At 42.9% G+C, this 25,918-nt stretch carries 23 protein-coding genes; 3 read left to right on the forward strand and 20 right to left on the reverse strand.

Going from position 1 to position 25,918, the window contains the following annotated elements:
• Position 1: 1 nt before the first annotated feature.
• Positions 2–946: a carbamate kinase gene (arcC, locus tag CRO04_RS01500; RefSeq protein WP_242974305.1), complete on the reverse strand. Its 945-nt coding sequence runs from the start codon at positions 944–946 to the stop codon at positions 2–4.
• 269 nt (positions 947–1,215) lie between these two features.
• Between arcC and CRO04_RS01505 the strand changes: the two genes are divergently transcribed.
• On the forward strand, positions 1,216–2,238 hold the full coding sequence (locus CRO04_RS01505) for a LuxR C-terminal-related transcriptional regulator (RefSeq protein WP_097002459.1): 1,023 nt from the start codon (positions 1,216–1,218) through the stop codon (positions 2,236–2,238).
• A 21-nt stretch (positions 2,239–2,259) separates the two neighbouring features.
• Here CRO04_RS01505 and CRO04_RS01510 read toward each other — a convergent pair whose 3' ends face one another.
• From CRO04_RS01510 to CRO04_RS01565, 12 genes are all read right to left on the reverse strand, one after another.
• Positions 2,260–3,498, reverse strand: a complete 1,239-nt coding sequence (locus CRO04_RS01510; protein ID WP_097002460.1) for a DUF1015 domain-containing protein — start codon at positions 3,496–3,498, stop codon at positions 2,260–2,262.
• 10 nt (positions 3,499–3,508) lie between these two features.
• Positions 3,509–4,672 (reverse strand): phosphoglycerate dehydrogenase, encoded by a 1,164-nt coding sequence (locus tag CRO04_RS01515; RefSeq protein WP_097002461.1) that lies wholly within the window; start codon positions 4,670–4,672, stop codon positions 3,509–3,511.
• Between the two features lie 14 nt (positions 4,673–4,686).
• Positions 4,687–5,781, reverse strand: coding sequence for a 3-phosphoserine/phosphohydroxythreonine transaminase (gene serC, locus CRO04_RS01520; protein ID WP_097002462.1), 1,095 nt, complete (start codon positions 5,779–5,781; stop codon positions 4,687–4,689).
• Positions 5,782–5,829: 48 nt separating this feature from the next.
• On the reverse strand, positions 5,830–7,509 hold the full coding sequence (gene ilvB / locus CRO04_RS01525) for a biosynthetic-type acetolactate synthase large subunit (protein ID WP_097002463.1): 1,680 nt from the start codon (positions 7,507–7,509) through the stop codon (positions 5,830–5,832).
• Between the two features lie 16 nt (positions 7,510–7,525).
• Positions 7,526–9,187 carry a dihydroxy-acid dehydratase gene (ilvD, locus tag CRO04_RS01530; protein WP_097002464.1) on the reverse strand — a complete coding sequence of 554 codons (1,662 nt, stop codon included), beginning with the start codon at positions 9,185–9,187 and terminating at the stop codon, positions 7,526–7,528.
• Between the two features lie 126 nt (positions 9,188–9,313).
• Positions 9,314–10,399 (reverse strand): 3-isopropylmalate dehydrogenase, encoded by a 1,086-nt coding sequence (leuB, locus tag CRO04_RS01535; RefSeq protein ID WP_097002465.1) that lies wholly within the window; start codon positions 10,397–10,399, stop codon positions 9,314–9,316.
• Positions 10,400–10,620: 221 nt separating this feature from the next.
• Positions 10,621–11,601, reverse strand: coding sequence for a DUF4340 domain-containing protein (locus tag CRO04_RS01540; RefSeq protein WP_242974306.1), 981 nt, complete (start codon positions 11,599–11,601; stop codon positions 10,621–10,623).
• Positions 11,602–11,612: 11 nt separating this feature from the next.
• Positions 11,613–12,983, reverse strand: coding sequence for a Gldg family protein (locus tag CRO04_RS01545; RefSeq protein ID WP_097002467.1), 1,371 nt, complete (start codon positions 12,981–12,983; stop codon positions 11,613–11,615).
• A gap of 10 nt (positions 12,984–12,993) precedes the next feature.
• Positions 12,994–13,860, reverse strand: a complete 867-nt coding sequence (locus tag CRO04_RS01550; RefSeq protein WP_097002468.1) for an ABC transporter permease — start codon at positions 13,858–13,860, stop codon at positions 12,994–12,996.
• Positions 13,860–14,954, reverse strand: a complete 1,095-nt coding sequence (locus CRO04_RS01555; RefSeq protein ID WP_097002469.1) for an ABC transporter ATP-binding protein — start codon at positions 14,952–14,954, stop codon at positions 13,860–13,862. Before CRO04_RS01555 ends, CRO04_RS01550 begins: the two co-directional genes overlap by 1 nt.
• 185 nt (positions 14,955–15,139) lie before the next feature.
• On the reverse strand, positions 15,140–16,000 hold the full coding sequence (locus CRO04_RS01560; RefSeq protein WP_097002470.1) for a DNA glycosylase: 861 nt from the start codon (positions 15,998–16,000) through the stop codon (positions 15,140–15,142).
• Positions 15,987–16,397 carry a MerR family transcriptional regulator gene (locus tag CRO04_RS01565; protein WP_097002471.1) on the reverse strand — a complete coding sequence of 137 codons (411 nt, stop codon included), beginning with the start codon at positions 16,395–16,397 and terminating at the stop codon, positions 15,987–15,989. Before CRO04_RS01565 ends, CRO04_RS01560 begins: the two co-directional genes overlap by 14 nt.
• A gap of 124 nt (positions 16,398–16,521) precedes the next feature.
• Between CRO04_RS01565 and CRO04_RS01570 the strand changes: the two genes are divergently transcribed.
• The gene (locus CRO04_RS01570; protein ID WP_097002472.1) at positions 16,522–17,373 is read left to right on the forward strand and encodes an aldo/keto reductase; all 852 of its coding nucleotides are present in this window, start codon (positions 16,522–16,524) and stop codon (positions 17,371–17,373) included.
• 27 nt (positions 17,374–17,400) lie between these two features.
• Positions 17,401–18,585 carry an iron-containing alcohol dehydrogenase gene (locus tag CRO04_RS01575; RefSeq protein ID WP_097002473.1) on the forward strand — a complete coding sequence of 395 codons (1,185 nt, stop codon included), beginning with the start codon at positions 17,401–17,403 and terminating at the stop codon, positions 18,583–18,585.
• Between the two features lie 36 nt (positions 18,586–18,621).
• Here the strand turns inward: CRO04_RS01575 and CRO04_RS01580 are convergent, their stop codons facing one another.
• The 7 genes from CRO04_RS01580 to CRO04_RS01610 form a co-directional block, all read right to left on the reverse strand.
• Positions 18,622–20,439, reverse strand: a complete 1,818-nt coding sequence (locus CRO04_RS01580) for a MutS-related protein (RefSeq protein ID WP_097002474.1) — start codon at positions 20,437–20,439, stop codon at positions 18,622–18,624.
• A gap of 143 nt (positions 20,440–20,582) precedes the next feature.
• Complete coding sequence (locus tag CRO04_RS01585) at positions 20,583–20,885, reverse strand: hypothetical protein (protein WP_097002475.1); 303 nt, start codon at positions 20,883–20,885, stop codon at positions 20,583–20,585.
• Between the two features lie 145 nt (positions 20,886–21,030).
• Positions 21,031–21,774, reverse strand: a complete 744-nt coding sequence (locus CRO04_RS01590; protein WP_242974307.1) for a hypothetical protein — start codon at positions 21,772–21,774, stop codon at positions 21,031–21,033.
• A 309-nt stretch (positions 21,775–22,083) separates the two neighbouring features.
• Positions 22,084–22,698 (reverse strand): HAD family hydrolase, encoded by a 615-nt coding sequence (locus CRO04_RS01595; RefSeq protein ID WP_097002476.1) that lies wholly within the window; start codon positions 22,696–22,698, stop codon positions 22,084–22,086.
• Positions 22,695–24,038 (reverse strand): MATE family efflux transporter, encoded by a 1,344-nt coding sequence (locus tag CRO04_RS01600; protein WP_242974308.1) that lies wholly within the window; start codon positions 24,036–24,038, stop codon positions 22,695–22,697. Before CRO04_RS01600 ends, CRO04_RS01595 begins: the two co-directional genes overlap by 4 nt.
• Before the next feature lie 22 nt (positions 24,039–24,060).
• Positions 24,061–24,564, reverse strand: a complete 504-nt coding sequence (locus tag CRO04_RS01605; RefSeq protein ID WP_097002477.1) for a GreA/GreB family elongation factor — start codon at positions 24,562–24,564, stop codon at positions 24,061–24,063.
• Between the two features lie 27 nt (positions 24,565–24,591).
• Entirely contained in the window at positions 24,592–25,911 is a 1,320-nt protein-coding gene (locus CRO04_RS01610) for a 4Fe-4S dicluster domain-containing protein (protein ID WP_097002478.1), read from the reverse strand.
• Positions 25,912–25,918 lie beyond the last annotated feature (7 nt).

Here is a 25,918-nt window from a genome sequence, read left to right on the forward strand (position 1 = left end):
TTTAATTAAATGTAAATACCGTACCTGTTTTTCCATCCAGAGCATCAATGGCTTTATCCAGAGATGTGATAATTGCCCGCTTGTCCGGATTGGATCTTACAAACTTCATTGCAGCCTGCACTTTGGGAAGCATACTTCCCGGAGCGAATTGTCCTTCTTCACAATATTTATTTGCCTCATAAATACTGAGATGATTAAGGTCCTTCTGATCCGGCTTGTTGTAATTTACTGCTACCTTTTCTACCTCTGTGAGAATCATGAGTATATCCGCTTCTACCTGTTCTGCCAGAAGCTCTGCCGCAAAATCTTTGTCAATAACCGCTGCAGTACCGCAAAGTGAACCAGCCGGATGTTCAATGACCGGGATTCCGCCGCCGCCACAGGTGATTACGATTGCTTTGGGCCAGAGTTCCTTTACTGCATCAATTTCAACAATTTTTCTGGGAAGAGGAGAAGCTACCACTCTCCGGTAACCACGACCTGCATCTTCCTTCATCACATAGCCTTTTGATGCCGTCAGTTCATCGGCCTCTTCTTTTGTATAAAAAGGACCGATTGGCTTGGTTGGGTGATGAAATGCCGGATCTTTCTCATCCACCACTACCTGAGTTGCAATGGTTACAACAGGGAAATTCTGATTTCTCTTATTAAGTGCATACTTAAGTGCCTGCTGCAGATGATATCCGATATATCCCTGTGACATGGCTCCGCACACATCGAATGGCATAGGGGGAGTAACATCTTTTGCAGCCTCGGATGCCATCAGGATTCTTCCGACCTGAGGACCATTTCCATGTACAATGGCCATTTCATACCCGCGTTCGTTCATTTCTACAATGTACTCACAGGTCTTATGAACGACTGAAAGCTGAGCCTTTGCAGTCGCTTCTCCTTTTCCTGACTGGAGTGCGTTACCGCCTAAAGCAAGAACTATTTTTACAGCCACTGGTGATACCTCCTTTATTTTCATTTTGCTGTGATCGCTGGTCAAAGCCGCTCTCACAAGACGAAAATAACAGTTTTTCAGCCGGTTGAGAATGTAGCGTTGAGATAGATTTTTATAGCACTTTACCTCATTTTTTACATAAACTCTTCTAAACTTTTGTGCGTTTTGCACTATATTTTTGCCATTTTTACGATTTTTGCGGTTGAAAAAACTATTATTTTTGATATACTGTTTATAACTTACAACGACGGCTAAGGACGGAGGTACACATGGCAAAAGGCATTATCTTTCTCTACAATCTGGTTTTAATCATTGTCTATTCCGGAGTTCTGTGGATGTCTTTCTTTCTGTTTATGAATGGAAAGGATAAAATTCTGCTTTGGATTGGAATTATTTTCGGGGCAATCATCATTGATGATATCGTGATTTTTACTTCAGAACTATTTCAGAATTTTTCGGAACAATATGATCGGATATTTATGATCGTACCGACTCATAAAACATTAATTTATTTAATCCTGTCTCTTGGCTATCTGATTATTTTCAAGACACTGATCAACAAACAAGTGTCACTGCACGATTATACGATTCTTGCATTTTATGTGATTTTCATGTTTTTTGTCCCCATATTAGAAAACAGTGCATGGAAGATCTGGCTTTATTACCTGCCCAGCCAGCTCTTCAATGCATACATCGGCGCGGAAGTTTTATGGGCAATAAAAAAGAACCCTGAATTTTATCAGAATTCTTTCTACCGCTGGTGCAAACGGCTTTTTTATTTCACAGTGATTATGAATATCTGTGTCATAGCCGAAGATACGATTGTTATTTTTCATTTTGATGTTTACTCCAAATACTATATTAACATGAATAACAGAAGCTACACATCGGATGTATTATACCTTACTTACGCTGTATTCTCTGCAGGTTACCTGATGTATTATTTAAAAACTTCTCTGCGGAATAATACAATTGTAGACTCCGTAATGAGTCATACCCACACAAATCTGCCCTCTGATATTGAAGAAAGCATTCTGCTTCATTTTTGTGAGACGTATCATTTAACGGTCCGTGAGCGGGAAATTTTTAAAGTTTTGCTTTTAGATAAAACGAATCAGGAAATCAGTGATGATTTATATATCTCCATAGGTACAGCGAAAACCCATGTTCATAACATCTATCAAAAGACAGGCGTTGTAAAACGCCAGCAGCTTCTTGAAATTTATGAGGAATACCGGAAAGAGCAGATGAATTTGAAATCAGAAAGTGAAACGCCGTCCCCTCAGCCATAAAGGCTCCGGGAACGGCGCTTTTTATTTCAGCATATGAATGAACAGCCCGCTTCTTAACTTTGGCTCAAACCAGGTAGATTTAGGGGGCATTAAAAGACCGGCATCCGCTACAGCGAACAGCTCTCCAATGGAAGTGGGATACATGGAAAAAGCCACTGTCATATCTTCTTCACACCGTTTCTCCAATTCCTTTAATCCACGGATTCCTCCGATAAAATCAATCCTCTTATCAATTCTCGGATCTTCGATTCCCAGTATGGGACCTAAGAGATTGTCCTGCAGAATTGATACATCAAGTCCCTTGACCGGATCATCAGTTTTTAAAGCTTCCTTCGCCTTCAGGCAATACCAGGTCTTATTGAAATACATCCCAAAGCTTCCCTTTTCAGACGGTCCAAAGGCATTCTCTCCTACAGCAGTAACTGTAAAGCCCTCAGATAGCTTAGAAAGGAACTCTTCCCTGGATAATCCGTTTAAATCCTTTACCACACGGTTATAAGGCAGAATCATCAGCTGATCATCAGGAAAAAGTACGGACAAAAAGTACTGATACTCCTCTTCTCCTGTATTGTCCGGATTTTCCTTCCTCCTCTTTATGCCTACCTTTACAGCAGAAGCCGCCCGGTGGTGCCCGTCAGCAATATAAGTGACAGGAATACTTAAAAAATGCTCTTCGATCAGACGGACTGTTTCCGGATCGGCAATCCTCCATACCTTGTGGCTGATCCCGTCATCTGCAGTAAAATCATAGAGGGGAACGTCTTTCTTTTTTTCTTCTACCAGCCGGTTGATTACCTCTCTGGAACGGTATGCCAGAAAGATGGGGCCGGTCTGGGCATCTGTGGTATCCACATGGCGGATCCGGTCCAGCTCCTTCTCCTCTCTGGTATTTTCATGCTTTTTAATCACACCATTTAAGTAATCATCGACAGATGAGCAGGCCACTATTCCTGTCTGGCCTCTTCCATCCATAATCAGCTCATAGATATAGTAGGCTTTCGCATCATCCTGAACAAAGGTACCATCCTTCATCCATTCCTTCAGCATGTTCGCAGCCTTTTCATAGACCCGGTCATCATAAATATTCACCTCCTGGGGAAACTGTGTTTCCGGACGGTCAATATTCAGGAAAGATTTCGGATTCCCAGCAGTCACCTGACAGGCTTCCTTCCGGTTATATACATCGTAAGGAAGAGCCGCCACCAGACGGGCCTCTTCCTTATTCGGTCTTACACATTGAAATGGTTTTACTATTGCCATAATATCTCCCTTATTTGATTACTCTGACCCGTACCACGCCTTTAATGGCATTCAGCTTCTGAATGCTTACAGAATCTGGTGCAGACTCCAAATCAATGAGTGTATATGCATACTTGTCACGGCTCTTATTGGTCATATCGGAGATATTCACATTGCCCGCTGCCAGAGTTCCTGTAATCTGCCCGATCATATTCGGAATATTTAAATGCAGAACTGCAATCCTGCTTGCGGCGCTGCAGATTCCCATGTCACAAGCCGGGAAATTCACGGAATTGTGTATATTTCCATTGTCTATGTAGTCCATAATCTCCTTCACTGCCATCTTCGCACAGTTGTCCTCAGATTCTTCTGTGGAAGCACCCAGATGAGGAATTACAATGGCACCTTCCATATGTACGGAAGTGGGGTTTGGGAAATCAGTCACATATTTTTTAATCTTACCAGACTTTAATGCCTCGGCCATATCCTCTTCATTTACCAGAATGTCTCTTGCGAAGTTAAGAATTACTGTTCCCTCCTTCATATTGTCAAAGGCTGCTTTATTAATCATTCCCTTTGTTGTATCCACTAAGGGCACATGAAGGGTAATGTAGTCGCATTCCTTATAAATCGTTTCCACAGAGGTGATATGCTTTACATTTCTTGAGAGTCTCCAGGCTGCATTCACGGAAATAAAGGGATCATATCCGTATACCTCCATTCCAAGAGAGGAGCAGGCATTGGCAACCTCAGTTCCGATTGCACCAAGGCCGATGACTCCCAGCTTTTTACCCCGGATCTCACAGCCGGCAAAGGAACTTTTTGCTTTTTCTGCAGATTTGGCTATATTTTCATCCGCCTGATTATCCTTACACCAGCGGATACCTCCTTCGATATCACGGGAAGCCAGCATCAGTCCGGCTATTACCAGCTCCTTTACTCCGTTTGCATTGGCTCCGGGTGTATTAAATACGACGATTCCTTCCGCAGCGCATGCTTCTAAGGGAATGTTATTGACACCAGCTCCGGCTCTTGCTATTGCAAGAAGACCGTCAGGGAACTTCATCTCATGCATAGAAGCACTTCTGACAAGCACGCCATCTGCTTCTTCCATCTGTTTGGTAAGCTCATAATCTTCTGTTAACAGTGCGGTTCCATATGCAGAAATTGCATTAAGGCAATGAATCTTTTTCATCTTCTAATCTCCTTTCAGTCTGCCTGTCTCGTGTGTTTTTCTTCAAAATCCTTCATGAAGGAAACCAGCTTTTCCACGCCTTCGTACGGCATGGCATTATAAATACTGGCGCGCATTCCGCCTACGGTTCTGTGACCTTTTAAATTCTCAAAACCTGCTGCTTTTGATTCCTTCACAAATAAGGCATCCAGTTCTTCATCACCTGTGACAAACGGTACGTTCATAAGAGAACGGTCCTTCTTTTCAACGGTACCGTGAAACATCTTGCTCTGATCCAGAAAATCATAAAGAATTCCTGCTTTTTTCTCGTTCAGCTTCTTCATGGCTTCCAGTCCGCCTAAGTTCTTTAACCACTTAAATACCTTGCCGCAGACATAGATTCCATAAGCAGGAGGTGTATTATAAAGGGATTTGGCATCCGCATGAGTTTTATAACGAAGCATGGTAGGCGTTTCTTTTAAAACATCCTCCCGGATTAAATCTTCCCGGATGATCACAATAACAACGCCCGCAGGTCCCACATTCTTCTGGGCTCCGGCAAATATAATACCATACTTACTCACATCAACAGGTTCCGATAAAAAGCAGGAGGAGAGATCTGCTACCAGTATTTTCCCTTTGGTGTCAGGCAGTGTTTTATATTTTGTTCCGTATATGGTGTTGTTTTCACAGATATATACGTAATCCGCATCGTCTGAGACAGGGAGATCGGAAATATCCGGTATATAACTGAAGGTCTTATCCGCACTGGAAGCAATCGCATTGGAGGTTCCATAAAGCTTTGCTTCCTGGTATGCTTTCTTTGCCCATTGCCCGGTGATGATATAATCTCCAACCCCATTTTTAAATAAATTCATGGGAACCATGGCAAACTGCTGGGATGCTCCTCCCTGTAAAAACAGCACCTTATAGTTATCCGGAATTGCCAGTAAGTCTCTTAAATCAGCCTCTGCTTCATTGATGATGGTTTCATAAGCTTTGGACCGGTGACTCATCTCCATTACCGACATTCCGGTACCCTTATAATCCAACATCTCCTCTGCTGCTTCTTTTAAGACTTCTTCCGGCAGAACCGCAGGTCCTGCAGAAAAATTGTACACTCTGCTCATATCTCTTCCTCCTCAAATTCGGGATTTCGATCCCTTTCCTTACTGATGTTAAATCTTTAAATCTTCTGCGTCAAATACATCTTCAATGGGCGCTCCCGGCGAAACCATGGGGAATACCTTATCATCGCAGTGAATCTGACAGTCTATAACAACAGGAACGTTGAGGGCAATGGCTTCTTTTAAGACTTCTTCAAATTCTTCCTTCCCGGTAACCCGGTAAGCCTTTGCCCCCATTCCTTCTGCTATCTTTACAAAATCAACCTGGTCATTAAGAACTGTATGTGAATACCTCTTGCCATAGAACAGGGTCTGCCACTGGCGGACCATGCCCAGCACATGGTTGTTTAATACAACCTGTATTATGGGAATATTATAGCGGGTGGCTGTGGCAATCTCGTTTAGATTCATACGGAAGCAGCCGTCTCCTGCCACATTGATAACAGTCTTATCCTTACATCCCATCTTTGCTCCAAGAGAAGCGCCAAGACCGTAGCCCATGGTGCCAAGTCCTCCTGAAGTGATAAAGCTTCTGGGCTTTTTATACTGATAAAACTGTGCCGCCCACATCTGATGCTGACCTACCTCTGTGGTGATGATTGCATCGCCTTTTGTCACTTCATATATCTTTTCAATGATATAAGGTCCGGTCAATATGCTCTTTTCATAGCGCATGGGATACATATCCTTCATACGGTCAATATGGGCAACCCACTCCTCGTGATTGATGGGGTCCAGCCTTGCATTTAACTTTCTTAAAATGGATTTTACATCTCCGATTACGCTGGCATAAGCCTTCACGTTTTTACTGATCTCCGCCGGATCCACATCGAAATGCAGAATCTTTGCATTTCTGGCAAAGCGGGAAGCATTGCCGGTCACACGGTCACTGAATCTGGCACCTACCACGATTAAAAGGTCACACTCTGTAATTCCCAGATTGGAGGTCTTTGTTCCGTGCATACCTACCATTCCGGTATAGAGTTCATCGGTTCCGTCAAAGGCTCCCTTTCCCATCAGACTGTCTGCAACAGGGGCCTGAATCTTATGGGCAAAGGACGCAAGTTCCTCAGAAGCATTGGCGATGACAGCACCTCCGCCTACAAAAATATAGGGTTTTTGTGATTTGCGGATCAGGTGCAGCGCCTGCTCCAAATCCTCTTCCAGTATGGTATCTTCCTGACGGACAATTGGCTCGGGTTCCACCTGCTCATAATCATACTTACTGGCTGTTACGTCCTTTGTAATATCGATGAGCACAGGACCAGGTCTTCCGGTCTGGGCGATTTTAAATGCTCTGCGTATGGTATCTGCCAGTTTTTTAATGTCTTTTACAATAAAATTATATTTTGTGATGGGCATGGTCACGCCGGCGATATCGATCTCCTGAAAACTGTCTCTGCCAAGGAGTCCCACCGCTACGTTGCAGGTGATGGCTACCATGGGTACGGAATCCATGAAAGCAGTTGCAATTCCTGTTACTAAGTTGGTTGCCCCCGGACCTGAGGTTGCCAGACATACTCCTACTTTTCCGGTTGCTCTTGCATAACCGTCCGCTGCATGGGCAGCTCCCTGTTCATGGGAGGTAAGAATATGGTTGATCTCATCCTGATGCTTATAAAGGGCATCATATATATTTAAAATGGTGCCGCCCGGATATCCAAAAACGGTATCCACGCCCTGTTCCTTCAGGCACTCGATTACAATCTCTGCTCCAGTTAATGTCTTCATAAGCTGCTCCTTTTCTTTATATTTCCAGGATCGCCCCACGGCTTGCCGGGGCTGCCATTGCCGCATATCTTGCCAGATATCCGGAAGTAACTGCTGGTTTTCTTGGCTGCCATTTTTCCTTCCTTGCTGCCATCTCTTCGTCTGATACCTTTACATCCAGTCTGTGATTGTCAATATCAATGGAAATGATATCCCCTTCTTCAACCAGTGCAATGGGACCTCCCACTGCTGCTTCCGGACATGCATGACCGATGGAAGCTCCTCTGGAGGCTCCGCTGAACCTGCCGTCTGTGATGAGCGCCACTGTGGAGCCAAGTCCCATTCCCGCAATGGCGGAGGTAGGATTTAACATCTCCCTCATTCCAGGTCCACCCTTAGGTCCCTCATAACGGATGACCACCACATCTCCTGCCACGATTTTTCCGCCTTTGATGGCATCAATGGCATCCTCTTCACAGTCAAAGACTCTGGCAGGTCCTTCGTGCTTTAACATCTCCGGAGCTACTGCAGAACGTTTTACAACTGCGCTGTCCGGTGCTAAATTACCTTTTAATATGGCGATTCCACCGGTTTTGCTATAGGGATCTTCCACCGGACGAATTACCTGCGGATCTTTATTTACACATCCTTTGATATTATCTCCCACTGTTTTTCCAGTTGCTGTAATGCAGTCCAGTTCAAGAAGTCCAAGCTTGTTTATCTCATTCATTACAGCATAGATGCCTCCGGCTTCATTTAAATCTTCTATATAAGTAGGGCCTGCCGGAGCAAGATGGCAGAGGTTGGGCGTCTTTGCGCTGATCTCATTGGCAATCTCCAGATTTAAGTCCACGCCTGCTTCGTGGGCAATGGCAGGAAGGTGAAGCATGCTGTTTGTGCTGCATCCCAGAGCCATATCCATGGTAAGAGCATTCCGGAATGCTTTCTCAGTCATGATATCACGGGGACAGATATTCTTCTTTAACAGCTCCATAACTGCCATTCCCGCATGTTTTGCCAGCTTCAGCCGTTCAGAGTAAACAGCTGGTATGGTTCCGTTGCCTTTTAATCCCATTCCAAGAACTTCAGTTAAACAGTTCATGCTGTTTGCCGTATACATACCGGAACAGGAGCCGCAGGTGGGACATGCTTTCTGCTCGTATTCCTTTACATCCTCTTCCGTCATCTTTCCCGCCGTATAGGCTCCTACCGCCTCAAACATGCTGGAAAGGCTGGTTTTGTGTCCCTGCACACGTCCAGCTAACATAGGTCCGCCACTGACGAACACCGTAGGTATGTTAATGCGCGCTGCTGCCATCAAAAGTCCGGGAACATTCTTATCACAATTGGGTACCATAACCAGAGCATCAAAGGCATGGGCTCTTGCAAGACATTCCGTGGAATCTGCAACCAGATCCCTTGTGACCAGTGAATACTTCATACCAATATGTCCCATTGCAATTCCGTCACAGACTGCGATGGCCGGAACCATAACTGGTGTTCCGCCTGCCATGGCAACTCCCATTTTGACGGCATCGACGATTTTATCCAGATTCATATGGCCGGGGACGATTTCATTATAGGAACTGACAATACCAATTAAAGGCCTTTCCATCTCTTCCTCAGTCATTCCCAACGCGTTAAAAAGGGAACGGTGAGGTGCCTGCTGCATACCTTTTTTTACTGAATCACTTTTCATCTGCTGCACACTCCTTTACTTTTTTCATAACTTTCTGATTATATGGAAATCCGGGAGCGTATAAAATCAAATATTTTATCCGCTTCCGGCAATTTTCATGTTCTGAATTGTAGAGAAACCGCAGAGCTAAACCACGCGTTCTGCGATTAAATCACCCATCCTGGTTGTGGACACCTTTTCCATTCCTTCCGAGAAGATATCTCCGGTCCGGAACCCTTCTTTTAAAACCATCTCCACTGCTGCTTCCACTGCATCTGCTTCCTTATCCAGATCAAAGGAATACCGGAGCATCATGGCTGCGGAGAGAATGGTTGCTATGGGGTTTGCAATATTCTTCCCTGCTATATCAGGAGCAGAACCGTGGCTTGGTTCATACATGCCAAATTTGCTTTCATTCATGCTGGCTGAGGAGAGCATTCCAATGGACCCGGTAATCATGCTTGCTTCATCGGACAGGATATCTCCAAACATGTTCTCCGTTAGAATTACGTCAAACTGTCCTGGATTCATCACCAGCTGCATGGCACAGTTGTCAACCAGCATGTGGCTTAACGTCACTTCCGGATAATCTTTTGCCACCTCTTCCACCACTTTTCTCCAAAGTCTGGAGGAATCTAATACATTGGCTTTATCTACGCTGACCACCCGCTTTTTCCGCTTCATTGCAATATCAAATGCCTTAACTGCAATTCTGCGGATCTCATTTTCATTGTAAGTAAGAGTATCCACGGCAGTCATCACTCCGTCCACCTCTTTGGTGCATCGGTCTCCAAAGTAGAGTCCGCCGGTCAGTTCCCGCATAATGACCATATCAAAGCCGTCTCCGATGATCTCCTTTTTCAAGGGACATGCATCAGCCAGTTCTTTATAAAGATAGGCAGGACGGATATTAGCGAATAAATTGAGACCTTTGCGGATGGCCAGCAGCCCCGCTTCAGGTCTCAGATTCGGTGCCACATCGTACCATTTTGAATTTCCTACATCTCCCCCAACTGCTCCCAGGAGAACGGAGTCACTTTTTTTTGCTGTTTCTAATGCTTCGTCCGTTAATGGGACGCCGTAAGTATCAATGGAGATTCCTCCCATCAGGACTTCTGTATACGTAAACTGGTGGTGATACAATGCACCAACCTTATTTAATATCTTTCTCGCCTCTCCAATGATTTCAGGTCCTATCCCGTCGCCAGGGATTACTGCAATGTTATAGTTCATTTGTACTCTCCCTCTGTGTCACTGTAATCTGCTGATATATTTCTTCTCATAATAGAACATTTGTCAGGATTTTTCAACTAAAATAAAATATTTTTACTGGAAAACATATATGAGAAAGGAATTGATACCATAAATCAGAGTTATAAAAGAAAAAACCTGCCTGCCGGTCCATGGGATAATTTCCAGTCGGACCGGCAGTGCAGGATTTGCATTTTAGCGTTTTATATTCCTTTATCGACCGTAAGACACTTGTCAATAGAAGCTTTTTCTATTTCATTAATAAATACGGAATTTTCAGTTCTCGTATAATAACAGCTGGAATCCTGATTCAAGCTTCCCACTGCCAGTGTGAAGGTCTCATCTTTTCCATTCTTGTTATAAGTATAGGTAATAACGGCAGAAGGCTGGTCGAGGCCGTATTCCTTTAACTGGGAATCCTGTACATTATAATTTGGACAGCTCTTTACCTTCAGACTGCTGAGTGAATCAGCCAGCACATTTAAGGGGGAATTATCCTCCACCTTATTCTCCTGTGAGTCCGCAGAGTCTTTATACCACTCAATGGTATCTTTCTCATCATCTGACTTCTTCTTTACATAATGTCTGCTGTCCTCTCCCTTTGTTACAGTTATGTCTGTGATATCGGTTCCTGCAATAGCAGGGAACTCTTCCAGAGCCATGAGGTCATAAAGCTTGCTGTCCGTTTCCGTATACAGGGAAGAGCTGATGAGATAAGGGGTATCCTCTCCCTGGATTGCGGCGTAGTAATCTCCGTCCTCCGTTGCATTTCCCAGAAGGATCACAGACGTTTTACTGTCTGCTGCGGTTACTGCAATGGAACGGATGGGATGATCCAGACCGTATGCCGCAAATCCATCGCCTCCATCCAGTTTTCTGACTGCTTCCAGTTTTGATACAGTGGAAGCAATTGCGTCAAGCTTTGCCTGCTTTACCGGGAATTTATCATCCTGGTCATAGTTCCATGTACCGTCTTTTTTTGTAAAGGAAAGCTGTTTTCCGTCCAGATCGTAAGAAACTGACTGTACATCAGAAAAGTCGGTGATATAAACTCTGGATGCCTCTTTTTCTTTTTCCGTATTTTTCTGAGAGTGGTCCATATACTGGCCGACTCCTACATACACTGCACAAAGCACTGCCAGCGCGGCAGCTCCGTATATCAGGCCGTTTTTTTTCTTCATCATCCTGCCTCCTTTTACAGACGTCTGCGCTTGAACCAGATTATAAGTCCGCAGCAAAGAGCTGCTGCCGGAATAACAAAAATAAACAATATCCCCCACATACCGCCGTGGGTCACAGTATTATACGTAACTTCCAGACTCTTTGATGGTATGGAGACATTGGCAACATCTTTAAAATTAGAGGTAACCGCATTCATAAACAGGGTCAGATTGGTTAAGTTGGTAAAACTGGTATTTAAATTTTCATCAATCAGTGTAGGAGTTGAAAAAACAGTGAGGCGGGAAGAACCAGTATCCAGTTTCTTTTCTGAAACAGCTCCCAGAATATAGGTACCTTTCTTCTGGGCCTCCTCCGTTACCAGCATTCCTCCGTCACTGGTCTGCATAAACGGAGTAACCGTGATCCCTTCCGGTACATTTTCAGTCTTAGTCATTGCAGCTGACTGAAGAACCAGTGCTGCACTCCTTGTATCCACGCCGTTTGTCACTTCGCTGCCAGTTTCAATCGTCGGGAAAATGTAGTAAGGGTTATTCTGATAAAAGTTCTTGGTATCTGCAGCCATTCCATTTTCCAGGTTAAGTCCATATGCACTGATCACAGCAGTTAAGTTGGGACGTTCCTTCTCAGAATAGCCGGCCAGAATCAATACGTGACCGCCCTTGTCTAAATAATCAGTAAGCATGGTCTTCTCATCATTGGCCAGATCTGATTCCGGAGCATTAATCAGAAGAAGCTCACAATCATCCGGAATTTTACCATCTTTTAAAAGATTGATGCTATTGACTGTTAAATTGGATTTTTTCAGCATATCGGATACGGTGCCCCCAAAGGCTGCTTCTTGATGTCCTTCTGTTGTATAGATGGTTTTGGAAACATCACTGGTCACATGGGAAATGGCACCTGTCAGCTGTCCTTCACCATCAAATTCAGTTTCTTTTGTCTGTCCGTAATAATAATAAGAGGATTGATCTATTTTAATGATATCCGTAAATGGGATAGACTGGGTTTTATTGGTGGTCTCACAGTTTACAAGCAGAGTGCTGTCTGTTGCATTCAGCTTTTTCACTTGTTCGGGATGAAGCACGGAGTCCACTGTCTCTACCTTGATATGACTGGATAAATCATCATAGCGGTTAACAAAGCTTGTGATCCGTTTGTCTATCTTAGAGGGGTCTCCCACTACATAGATTGTAACATCCTTATCAAGTCCTTTTACCAGGTCCGTGGTGGTCTTTCCCAGGGAGTAGATCTGGCTGCTGCTCATATCCCATTGCCGTACCTTTTCCGGGAGACGCCCCACAATCATATTCAGTATAATAACAGCAGCTATGACAATAACGGAAAGTATTGCCGTATAGCCGCCTTTTTTTAATTTTCTGGTCATTTCCACCCTCCTAACTCCATCTGCGTTTCTCTATGGACTGCACAGTCAAGAATACCAACAGGAATATAATGCTGATATAGGAAACCAGACCACCTGCATCAAAGATATAATGTTCCGCAAAGTTCTGGAATACACCGGCGATTGCAACCTTCTCCATTACGCTGGTCAGTGCGCGGTCAAACAGACCTCTCCTGATTAAGTACAATCCTGCCATAACGATAATTCCCGCTGCCTCCAGAATAAACGCAAGTCCGTTGTGACTGGTGACCCGTTGAACAATAAATACAGCTATCGACCAAAGCAGGACAAATCCAATGAGAGAACCCAGTGCAGTAGTCGGTAAAAATCCCACAAGATTGGGCCATAAAATCAACAGCAGAATCATTCCAAAGGTTCCTACAGCCGCAATAATCTGACTTTCTGTCAGAGATGAAATAAACATTCCTATGGCAATGTAAACACAGCCCAGCAGGAAAAATGCAAGAATGGCCGCATAATCTGCTTTTAAATGAGCGGTACCGTTCATTTTAATGATCAGCGGGCAAAGGCCAGACAGAACAACCGGTACTGCAAATACGGTTACCATGGAAAGATATTTCCCTACCACTATTTTCCCCACAGAAACCGGAGCTGTCAGCAGCAGCTGATCGGTCTTGGTCTTTCTGTCATCTGCAAAGCTTCTCATGGTAAGAACCGGAATACCAATCATGATAATCGTTACCATTCCGGAAAGTGTATAGGAAAAATACGGATAACCGCTCATCATGTTATATGCCATAAAGTAAATGCCGATAAACAGCACTACAAAAGCAATGAAAACATATCCGGTCATGGACTGGAAGTACGATTTCAGCTCTCTTCTATAAATAGCAGCCATTACAGTTCCTCCTTTCCATCTGTTTCTGTATCTGTATCTTCTGTTTCTGTCTCTGTATCTTCTGTTTCTGTATCTGTATCTTCTGTTTCGATTTCAGCCTGCACTTCAGGCTCTTCCTGGATCCCTTCTTTGTTGTTCCCGGACTCTGCTTCCGCTTCAGCAGTCAGTTCCAGGAATACCTCTTCTAACGACGCCCGGCTTACATGCATGGAAAGAATGGGCAGTCTCTGGTCTGCAAAAGCAAAAAAGATGGCTTCCCGGATATCCGTCTCTTCTTCCGCAGCGTTCATTCGGAATGTTACCTTCTTCACCAGTTCTTCCCCGCTGTCCACAACGATCACATCAGCTGCCTGGGGCAGAGTGTCAAGTATCTCACGGATCTGTTTCTCTTCTCCCTTTATCAGCAGTTCCATTCCGGAAGCGTCCGCCATCTGCCGCTCTAAGTTTTCCGGTGAATCGCTGGCAATCAGACGTCCCCTGTCTATGATCAGCACATGGTCGCAGACTGCGCTGACCTCGGATAAAATGTGGGAGCTTAAAATAACGGTATGGTTCTGCCCCAGTTCCCTTATGGTATCACGAATTTCAATAATCTGTTTGGGATCCAGACCAACAGTTGGCTCATCTAAAATAATAACCGGAGGGAAGCCTAAAACTGCCTGAGCGAGTCCGACTCTCTGTCTGTAGCCTTTTGAGAGATTTCGTATCAGACGTCCGCTTACATCTTCAAGCTTCGCCAGCTTCATTACTTTCAGAATTTCTTCTTCCTTGTTCTTTTTCGGTATTTTCTTTAATTCAGCTGCAAAATCCAGCTGCTCTTTTACTGTCATATCCACATAAAGAGGCGGAAGCTCCGGCAGATATCCAATGCATTTTTTTGCTTCCTCCGGATCTTCTAAAATATTATGACCGTTAATCCAGACATCACCCTCGGTCGCACCTATGTAACCGGTTATGATATTCATTGTGGTGGACTTTCCAGCGCCGTTAGGTCCAAGAAAACCATAGATCTTACCATCCTGAATGGTAAAGTTTAAATGATCCACAGCCAGATGCCCGCCGTAATCTTTTACCAGGTTTTTGACTTCAATCAACTCTCTCTCCTCCTGTTCTAATTCACGTAATCGTGTCCTTACTTAGGGTAGAATGGAATTGTGAAAATTGTGTGATTTAAATTTGTTTATTGTGTGATAAAAGTATGAATTATTTCGACATAAGAAAAGACAGGCACAGTTTAGAGACTTACTGCGTCCCAGACTGTGCCTGAAAGATTGAAAATTCACTCGGCCGCCAGCCGGTTGATCTTATGGTAAAACATATATTGCTGCAGAATACCTGCGCAGTCTTCATATCTTTTAAGGGGAAAACCATTGGGATAATGGGCGGTAAGAATCTGCTTCACATGGGTATCCACAGGGAAGGCACCAACGTGATGCAGCCCAAAAAGGCAGACACAATCTGCCACCTTTTTGCCAATTCCGTATTGCTTTTGCAGCATGGTATGAGCAGTTTCATAATCCGCTTCCTTTAAACCGGACATCCACTTCTCCCCCTCCGGTCCGCTGCAGTGCTCTGCTATGGAAAGAAGATACTTGTCCCTGTATCCAAGCCCCAGACCAGAAAGACCGGAAAGACCGGCGATGGCAATGGATTCCGGCGATGGAAAGGTGTAATAACTGCACGTAGTCTCTTCCCATGATCCGGAAGCCGACAGCATCAGTCCTCTTCCCGTCTTTTCCGAACCAAACCTCTCACAGAGTCCCGCCACACTGCCCTTTATACGCGGAATGTTATTATTCTGGGAAATCAAAAATGTGATCAGCATCTCCCAGAAATCCTGTCGGAGAATCCTGACGCCCCATCCACACCGGATGGCTTCCCTTAAGTAAGTATCCTCAGACGGCACCCGTTTTTTATATCCCCCGTAATCTTCTTCCAGATCAAAATAAGAGGACCATATTAATTGAAACTCCGGCTTATCGCAGGAGAAAATAAATTCCTCCCCTTCTTTTACTGCTTCTATGTATTCCCCGCCTGCTGCAACAGACCAGATACCATGTTCCTGCTCTTTCATGCGGAAGCACTGCCCGGACTGGGCAATCTGCCCTAAATCCATATCTTCAATCTTAATCCGGTACATGACTGTCTTCTCCGTTCTCACCACTGTCAGTTATATATTTCTCATACTGTTCTGTGAAATACTTAATTTTATGGTCCACCTTACATAAATACTTCTGCATACCGGCAATCTGTTCCTCCACATCCTTTTTGTGTTCGATCAACATGGCGCAGCGTTCCTTCAGAGTGTCTTTTCCCTGTACGCTCAGCTCCACAAATTCCCGTATCTGTCTGATCGCCATACCCGTGTTTTTCAGACAGCAGATCAGGGAGAGCCACTCTAAGTCCTCATCCGAATAACGGCGGATTCCGCTGTCACTCCTGTTTACGAATGGAAGAAGCCCTTCCCGCTCATAATACCGGAGTACATGAGGCTTTAAATTTGTTTTTTCTGATACCTGCTTGATTGTATAATTCATTTTTATCCTGTTCCTGCAGATTTTTCATCTGTCTCTTGACTTAAAGTTAACGTTAAGGTTTACAATATTTACTATACAGTAGTTTGGTCCTTTGATCAAGCAAAATGAATAAAGGAGGAACCTAATGAAATCATTATCAGACAACTATATACTTTCAAATGGTGTTAAAATTCCATGCGTCGGCTTCGGCACCTGGAAAGCACCAAACGGCGAAACAGCGGTTAATGCAGTAAAGCAGGCCCTTAAAGCAGGTTACCGACACATCGATACTGCGGCGCTCTATTACAATGAGGAGAGCGTTGGAACCGGAATAAAGGAAAGCGGCATCCCAAGGGAAGAAATATTTGTAACCAGCAAACTTCAAAACGGAGAGCACGGATACCAGGAAACATTAAATGCCTTTGAAACAACCATGAAAAACCTAAATCTGGATTACTTAGACTTATACTTAATCCACTGGCCCAACCCCATTAAGTCCCGTCATGAATGGCAGGCGGCAAACGCAGGCACCTGGAAGGCATTTGAAGAACTGTATGAGGCAGGACGCATCCGTTCCATCGGCGTCAGCAATTTCCGCCGCCATCACTTAGAGGAGCTGATGAAAACAGCAAACGTTGCTCCCATGGTAAACCAGATCAGGCTCTGCCCTGGCGATACCCAGGATGAACTGGTCTCCTACTTAAGAGAACAGAACATTCTGGCAGAAGCTTACAGTCCCCTTGGATCCGGCAAAATCTTTGAAGTTCCACAGATGATAGCACTGTCAGAAAAATACGGAAAATCCATTGCACAGATTTGTATCAGATGGAGCCTGCAGATGGGCTTCCTTCCATTGCCTAAATCCGTTACAAAAGAGCGGATCGAGGAAAATGCCCATGTATTTGATTTTGAACTTTCAGAGGAAGATGTATCCATAATAGCAGACTTAAAGGGCTGCTGCGGATACGCCACCAACCCGGACACCACAGATTTCTAAAATAATATATAAGAGAGGGGTATTACTATGTTAAATTTTGATTTTCACATTCCCACCCGTATCTGCTTTGGAAAGGATACCCATAAGGAAATCGGAAACCTTCTGGCTCCTTATGCTAAAAAGGTACTCTTGCATTACAGCGGGGAGCGGATCAAAAAGAATGGTCTTTTTGATACAGTCGTCCATTCGTTAAAGGAAAGCGGAATTGAATTTGTGGAGTTGGGAGGAGTTGTTCCAAATCCCCGCCTGTCGCTAGTTTATGAGGGCATAAAATTATGCAAAGACCAGGGTGTAGACTTAATTCTGGCAGTTGGCGGCGGCAGTGTCATTGACTCTGCAAAGGCCATTGCCATCGGCGTCTGTTATGATGGCGATGTATGGGATGTTTATGAGCAGGGAAAAGCGATTACTGCTGCTCTGCCGGTTGCTACGATTCTGACAATTCCGGCTGCTGGCAGCGAATCCAGCAACAGCACCGTTATTACCAATGAAGAAAAGCAGATGAAGCTGGGATACGGAAGCAATCTGGTCCGTCCGGTCTTAAGTGTCATGAATCCGGAATTTTTCTTTACTCTCCCGAAAAACCAGATAGCCAACGGCGTGGCTGACATGATGAGCCATATATTTGAGCGTTATTTTACCAATACACTGCATACAGATCTGACAGATGGTCTTTGTGAAACCACATTAAAATCAATAATGAAACATGCTCTTCTGGTATCCAGGGATCCCCAAAACTACGATGCCTGGTGTCAGGTGGGACTGGGCGGCACCATAGCCCACAACGATTTACTGGGACTGGGCCGGAGGCAGGACTGGGCATGTCATGGCATGGAGCATGAGCTGAGTGCCATCTACGATGTGGCTCACGGCGCCGGACTGGCAGTTCTCACTCCCGCCTGGATGAAATATGTTTATAAAACAAATATTAACATGTTTGTCCAGTTTGCCGTCAATGTCATGGGCGTGGAAGGAAGCTTCCGTGATCCTGACGCCATAGTACTGGAAGGAATCAACCGCCTGTCCCAGTTCTTTGTAAAAATGGGACTTCCCACAACCCTTGAGGAACTGGGAATTGACAGTACCAATTTAGAGCTGATGGCTAAAAAATCAACCGGAGAGGCCTACGGCGTGGAACACCCGTTAGGCGGGTTGAAAAAGCTGTATTGGCAGGATGTTCTGGAAATCTATAAAATGGCTTCCGGATCATAACACATTAATGACAGTATAATAATAGGACAGCCAGACTCAGTTGTCTGGCTGTCCTCTATGCGGATATTCACGGCGGGTTATTCTCCCGTTCTCATCAATAAAAGTTACACTAGAATCAATTAATTCCTTTTTCCCAGGGATAATATTCATTGGGTCAACTAAAAACGCAGCATCTTCTTCCATAAAGTCTTCATTATTAATCTGCAGTATTCTCTCAGCTTCCTCTGTTATCTCTTTGGGAAATTCCATACACTCTAATAATTTAATAGCATTTTTCGAAACAGCAGGTCCCTTATGAATTTTATATTCAAATATTATTTTATTATCACTTATACGCTCAGTGAAGTGATAGTTTTCATATTTTCTTTTCATTAATTCCGTTAACTCTATATCGTGAGTAGCCACTACTGTAATGCAATTTTTTTCAGATAAATATTTTAAAATCGCTATAGAAGCAGCAATCCGCTCTGCTGTATTGGTTCCTCGTAAAATTTCATCAATAATGCAGAGAACCGGTCTTTTTTCATTTAATGCGTCCACAATCCTCTTTATATATTTAATCTCTTTTATATAATAACTATCTCCTGTTGATACTTCGTCGCGAACAGCCATTGAGGTAATAATTGCAGAATGAGGCATAACAAATTTTTTAGCAAGACACGTAAAAATACTTTGAGCCAATATTGCATTGATAGCCAGCCCCTTTATAAAGGTGGATTTACCAGAGGCATTCGAACCTGTAATCATACACCCTTTATTTATTACTATGGAATTATTAATTGGATTTTCTACGATCGGGTGATATAGTTCTTCTGCTATAATTTCATTACTATTGCAGAAAATTGGAGTACAATAAAATGGAAGCGTTTTTCTAAATGAAGCAATAGAAATTGCTGAATCTATTTCACCAATTACTCTATATAATGCTATTAATTCTTCCTGATAGTTTATCAATTGGCATATTACTTTATCATATTGGATCAAATCCCATAATGTAATACCAAAAGTCATAGATTCTAATAATGTCATTGCATCCCCAGACAAACTGGAGGGAGAACGATGCTGCAATTTGCTAATTTTTAATAATAATGGGCGAAATATGGCTATTTTATCACTTAAATCATTAAAATTTTTTTCATATTTCAAAAAGGGAGAATCAACAATACGTTTTGCCGCTATTAGAATTTTAAGAACGCTGCTAAGCATATTTAGATATAATTCATATCTGCTTTTTTGAAACGAATATATCACAATATTTATTAAAGCTATAAAAAATGGAAATAAAAGAAATATATAATTCACGGATACAATTGCTGGTAAAAATGATAATAGCAAAAGTAATCTCATAAAATGATAATATTCAATATGAGCTATTCTAAATGTTTTTAAGTTTTTTATATAATCAGGCAGATAATAACTATCACGATTCTTTCCTATTCCAGATATAATATACCAAATTTCATTCCTGTCTATTGATTCAGACTGGAAATAATTAATTTTTCTTTCTATTTCAGCATTGTCTTTGTCATTAATTTTAATCTCATGTAAAATCGAATATAAAATCTGGTCTCCTGCAAATGATTTACAATTATTTATTATACAGTAAACTTGATCCATTTCCAAATCATACCAGGTAACATCATCAATTTTATTATTACCAGTTCTTTTTATTGATTTATTTTTCCAATATTTCTCAATCAATTCTTTCTCAAAAAGCTGATTCGCAGATTTTTTTCCAAAAGAATTATTTATCTCGTCCTTAATATTTTGTATTCTTTTAAATTTCAACTTTTTATTGATGATCAAAAAAAGAGTTATAAATATAATTATAAAAAGCACAATGATTATTTGCATGTTATCATCTCCACATACTTAAACCTTATTTTCATTCGTTCCTATAAAATGATTTGCAGAACGATTATTATAACGAAGACAGCCAAAATTTAGTTTTGGCTGTCCTTATCAAAAGTAAATGTTTAATAAAAAAAGCATCAAAATTAACGATCCACACTATCTTTTTTGTGTCTTAAATATAAAACTAACTTCCGAAATACTTTAACTAAGATACACAAAATAATCCAGTTCACACCTACATTACCCAAAAACTGAATTGGATTAATTCCCAGCCCAGCAGGAAATTCAGAAATATGTCCATGCAGAGTAATAAATATATCCGGGAACCCCAAACTATATACATGTTCGATATTCCTCTCGTTGATATGTAATGCCGGCGGAAAGAAAGAAATTACTATTGCAAAAACCAACAATCTTTTCTTTTCACTATTTGACAAATTTCTCATGATCCCTCCTAAATTATGCTCGGGTTTAAGAATTAAAAAATCATGGGCATGACAAAACAAACTGCTCAAAATTAAAAAAATATCTAATTATATTTTATACCTATCTTTCTTAATATGTCAACAAAGGAAGTATTTCCACACTGATTTATTCCCAATAAACCACAACATTCTTTGCCGCATCGTCTACATATGTCATATACCTTATGGATCTCTCAAACTGACTTCTTGGCATGCTGATTAGAATAGAAGTATCCCACGGATTTATTACTACCACAGTGTCTTTATTTACACTCCTTATGGAATAAGAATGTCCGCCATCCCCGATAATTCCTTTGCTTGGATCTGCTATATTAAAATCGCAGGCTGCTGTAATTCCCTCTCCGTTCTGGCATTTTGCAGCCATCGCATTCATGATCATAGTTTTATTTGAAGACCAGTAGGTTCTTTGTCTGAATCCTGTCATTCTTGTGAATACATCACATGCAAAACAACCATTATAAACATTCATGGCCTTTTGTAAACCAGCCTCTATTACTCTGGCATCAAGATCACCTTCTATGTATGCATTATCAACATCATACTCCGTCACTGTTTCTCTTCCACCGCCAAAATTAAGTGTATAGGTACCATTGTAATTATCTGTAATCATTTTTCTGAAAATTTTTCTTCCATATCTGCTGTTGTCTAATGCCTGAATTGCTGAAACTGCTCCGCAATCATTGGCGGCACCCTGATGAAATGTACTTAACTTTCCATCTAACTGTGTCTCCGGATAGCTGGCTGTTGCTGCAAAAGCAGTAGCTGGTGAAAACATAGTACTGGCAGCAAGTCCTAATGCCAGACACAAAGCGCCTATTCTTTTTTTCATTCTTCTCATATTATCTTTCATACCTGACCCATTCCTTTCAATTTTAAATAGTTTATATAGTTTAAAAATCCTGCACAAATCTGCTTAGGTCTTACAGCTTTTTTTCTTTTGTTCACCCCCTGATTTTTATCGTCTCAAAAAACTCAAACCGTATTTCCTGCCGCAGTTTTATAACAAAATTCAAAAACCTCGTTTCCCTGATTATTATAGTCTATTTTGTCACAAAAGCACGTACCATGTAATTAATAACGGTTTAATTGTAACTTTCGGTTCAAATATGCACAAAAAAAGACCAGGCAATTTTAAATCCTGATCTTTTTTATTCTTTATTTACGCTTCATTTAATTTACTAAGACACTCTTTAAGCCCTTCTATATTCCTGTCAGCAAAGCAGTATCCTTCCATACCGCATGCTCTTGCCCCTTCCACATTCATGAGCAGATCATCTATAAAAAAGCACTCCCTGGGATTTAAATGAAACCGTTCAAACAGATGCTCATACATCTCCTTTTGCGGCTTCATGCATTTCACTTCTGCAGAAAATAGAACTCCGTCAAAATATTCAATTCCTGGAATAATGTCCCTGCAGGTCAGCAGCCGGAGGGAAGCATTAGAACAGAGGTAGATTCCATATCCCTGTTCTTTCAGTTCCCTCACAAGCTCTCCCATCTCTTTCACAGGCTTCATATTATACTCATGCCAGTGCTTCAGACAAAGTTCTGCCATCTCCTTTGCGTGATCCGTGGTCAGACGGGACTGCATTCTCTGTAATGCATCCTCCTCTGAAATCAGCCCCATATCAAGCAGCAGCCATTCCTGGGAATCAAAGACCGATGTGCAGACTTCCTTCCGTTCCCTTTCATCCTCTATAAAAACAGTACCCACTTTATGACCTTCATAGTCAACCAGTACCTTTCCCATATCAAAAACAATATTTTTTATCATCTGTCACTCTCCTGTAGTAATTCATTTTTATTTTTAAACCAGAAATAATAAGGTACTTCTGCAAGAAGCATACAGGCCCAGCCAATAAGACAGGCATACGCAACTCCTTTCAATCCCATCCCGGGAACAAGAAGAGATACGAACACCACCCGCACAGATATCTGAATGAGTGTGGAGATCAGGGTAATAGACATATTTCCCATTCCCCGGAAAAAGCCCTGAATTCCATTGGTAAATGCCGGCATAAGGTAGAAAAAAGCCATCAGTCCCAGATAATTTACTCCAATTGCCACCATCCCGGTATCGTTCTCCGATACGAACAGTTTCATAACCGGCTCCTTAATAACCAGAATGAGGATACAGATGAGAACCCAGTATCCTGCTTCAATCATAAGTCCTGTACGGAATCCCCTTTTGATACGGCTGTTTTTTTTTGCTCCCCTGTTCTGAGCCACAAACGTCATGATACCGCTTGAGATGCTCTGCTCGGGTGTAAACGCAAAATCATCCACCCGGTTTACCGCATTGAATGCTGCTATCGTACTGACTCCAAGCGGATTGATCATTCCCTGAATCAGCAGCTTTCCAATGGGCTGGCAGCACTGCTGCAGAGCCGTGATTGCTCCCTGGCTCAAGGTAAGGCGTAAAAGCCCCCGGTTTAGCCTGATTTCTCTCCTGCTCACTCTAAGAAGAGGGACCTTTTTATAAATATAAATAATACAAAGCAATGCAGATACTGCCTCCGCAACATCTGTAGCAAGGGCAGCCCCTATGACATCCATATGAAGCCATGCCACAAAAACCACATCCAGCAGCCCATTTAACACCGAAGCTGCAGCCAGAAACCGCACCGGAGTCTTAGAATCTCCCACACTCCTCAGTGCTGATGCCACCGCATTATAAAAAAATGTAAAAGGCATTCCCAAAAAAATAATCCGCAGATACGTGGCTGCATCTTCTAAAATCTGATCCGGAACCCGAAGCAGCCTTAAGATAGTCCTGGAAGAAATAAAACCCAGGACTGCGATGATCAGAGAAAAAAAACAGCCAAAAAGGAGTACTGTAGAAACCTCCTCCTTCAGTCTTTTTTCATCTCCTGCACCGAAGAATTCACTCATCAGTACGGAGGCTCCGATACAGATCCCAGTGATTCCTAAAATCACAATGCTCATAACAGGGTTTGCAGTTCCAACCGCAGCCAGGGCGTCTTCTCCTGCAAAGCGCCCGACTATGATAGAATCCACCGCATTGTAAGTCAGCTGAAACAGATTCCCCAGAACCAGAGGTATGGAAAAACGAATCAGCTGGGAGGAAATATTTCCTTTTGTCATATCTTTCATCGTAAATTCCTGCCTTTGCGGATTAGTAGCTTCTCAGCTGGTCGCTTCCATCATCCTTTGTATTTTCCAAACGTTTCACCACAACATAGTACCCGGCTTTTTCATTTATCTTAACAAAAATCCGGTCTCCCACCTTATGCCCCAGTATTGCGCTGCCAAGAGGGGATTCGGAACTGATTAAACCCTTCATGGAATTCCCGCGGACAGTTGTTACCAGTTTATAAGTCTCCACCTCATCGTCATCCTCAAAATATAAATCCACAGTATTATAAAGCCCGATTTCATCTTCTTTGGAATCGTCAGTAATAATCTGGGCAGTTTTTATCATCTTTTCCAGATATCGGATTCTGCTTTCATTCTGGTTTTTATCCTTCTTCGCAGCATGGTATTCAAAATTTTCACTTAAATCACCATGAGCTCTTGCTTCTTTCACTGCCTCCAGCGCTTCCTTACGCACCACCAGTTTCCGGTATTCAATTTCCTGTTTCATTTTATCAATATCATTTTTAGTTAATTTATCAAACACGTTCCCCATCCTCTTTCTGCCGCTTGATTACGGACGGCCTGCCCCGTCATTGGGGCCCGCTTCCACAGGCTTTCTTTTATTCATAGACAACAGCCTGTCTAAATATATGGATTTCAGCTGTTTGCCTGCCAATGCCTGTTTTACCGGGGGCAGCTTTAAGATGGTCTCAAAAAGTGCCGCCATGGCGCGGTGGCTGGCAAAGGCCTGATTATCAAAAATAAGATTCTGCAGAGTCCCTTTTTCAATGGCCTGCAGCACAAAGCGGTGGGTGCTGTTCACCGGAGTAATGATCTGCTTTGGCCTTCGTTCCATGTTAATCGCTTTCACATTACAGTTTCTGGCGCATACACCGCAGCCAAGACAGATTTCTTCATCCACCACGGCCTTTTTCTTCCCATTTTCGTCCTTTTCCATGGAAATAGCAAGGATAGGACATACTTTCTCACATTTCCCGCAGCCCACACAAGTCTCCTCCGATATACGGGGGATGTAATTAGTTGTGGCAACCGGATGCATGGGACTGAACTTTCTGGCAGCCTGGAGTGCTTCACAGCAGCACCCGCAGCAATTACAGATAAATGCCGGATGCTCCCGTACATTCTCTCCAATCTGTACCAGATTGCTTGCATAGGACCGTTCCAGTGCATCCATGGCTTCCTCTTTGGAAATCAGCCTTGCGTATTCTCCATGCTCTGCCAGTGAACGGGCAACATTGTCAAAGGTCAGACATACGTCCCAGGGTGCATTAATTTCACAGGGATGACCGGCATGAGACATCTTGTGGCGGCAGTAGCAAAGCCCCAGCCCGATATAATCCGCCTCTTCCACGATATGAGAGGCGCGTTCAAAATCCAGGATATGGTTGGTTTTATCCGTCGACAGGACAGGTTCCTGAACATAGACTCTTCCCAGTTTTGTTTCCGTAGCAAAAAATAAGTCCTTAATAAAGTCCTCTTCTACGTTCATGTATTGATAGTAAAGCTCACCTAAGTATTTCTGGTCAATGTCTCCTCTGGTCCTCATCAGGGCAAATTCGATGAAACCAGCCATAGGAGGCGGCATGACAAACTTACGGATTCCATTATGATAGGAATCCACCAGAAGCGCTTTTTCACAGAGGTGATCCAAAAGCCGCTCAGCCTTAAACTCCGTAGTGCCCCATATCTTAGCTGCCTTCTTTACCGTAAAAGGCCTTACCGGCAGCAGTGCCACCCATTTTGCTTCTTTCTCCGAATACAAAACCTGAAGAATTTTATAAAGCGTCTCCGACTCAGGCGCCCCTTGTGTAAACCAGTTAATGCGGTCACTTAAATTCAAGTACGCATCACGGGCTGTCAGATGCCCCATTTCCATT

The organism is Lacrimispora amygdalina (assembly GCF_900205965.1).
GTDB classification, from domain to species: domain Bacteria; phylum Bacillota; class Clostridia; order Lachnospirales; family Lachnospiraceae; genus Lacrimispora; species Lacrimispora amygdalina_A.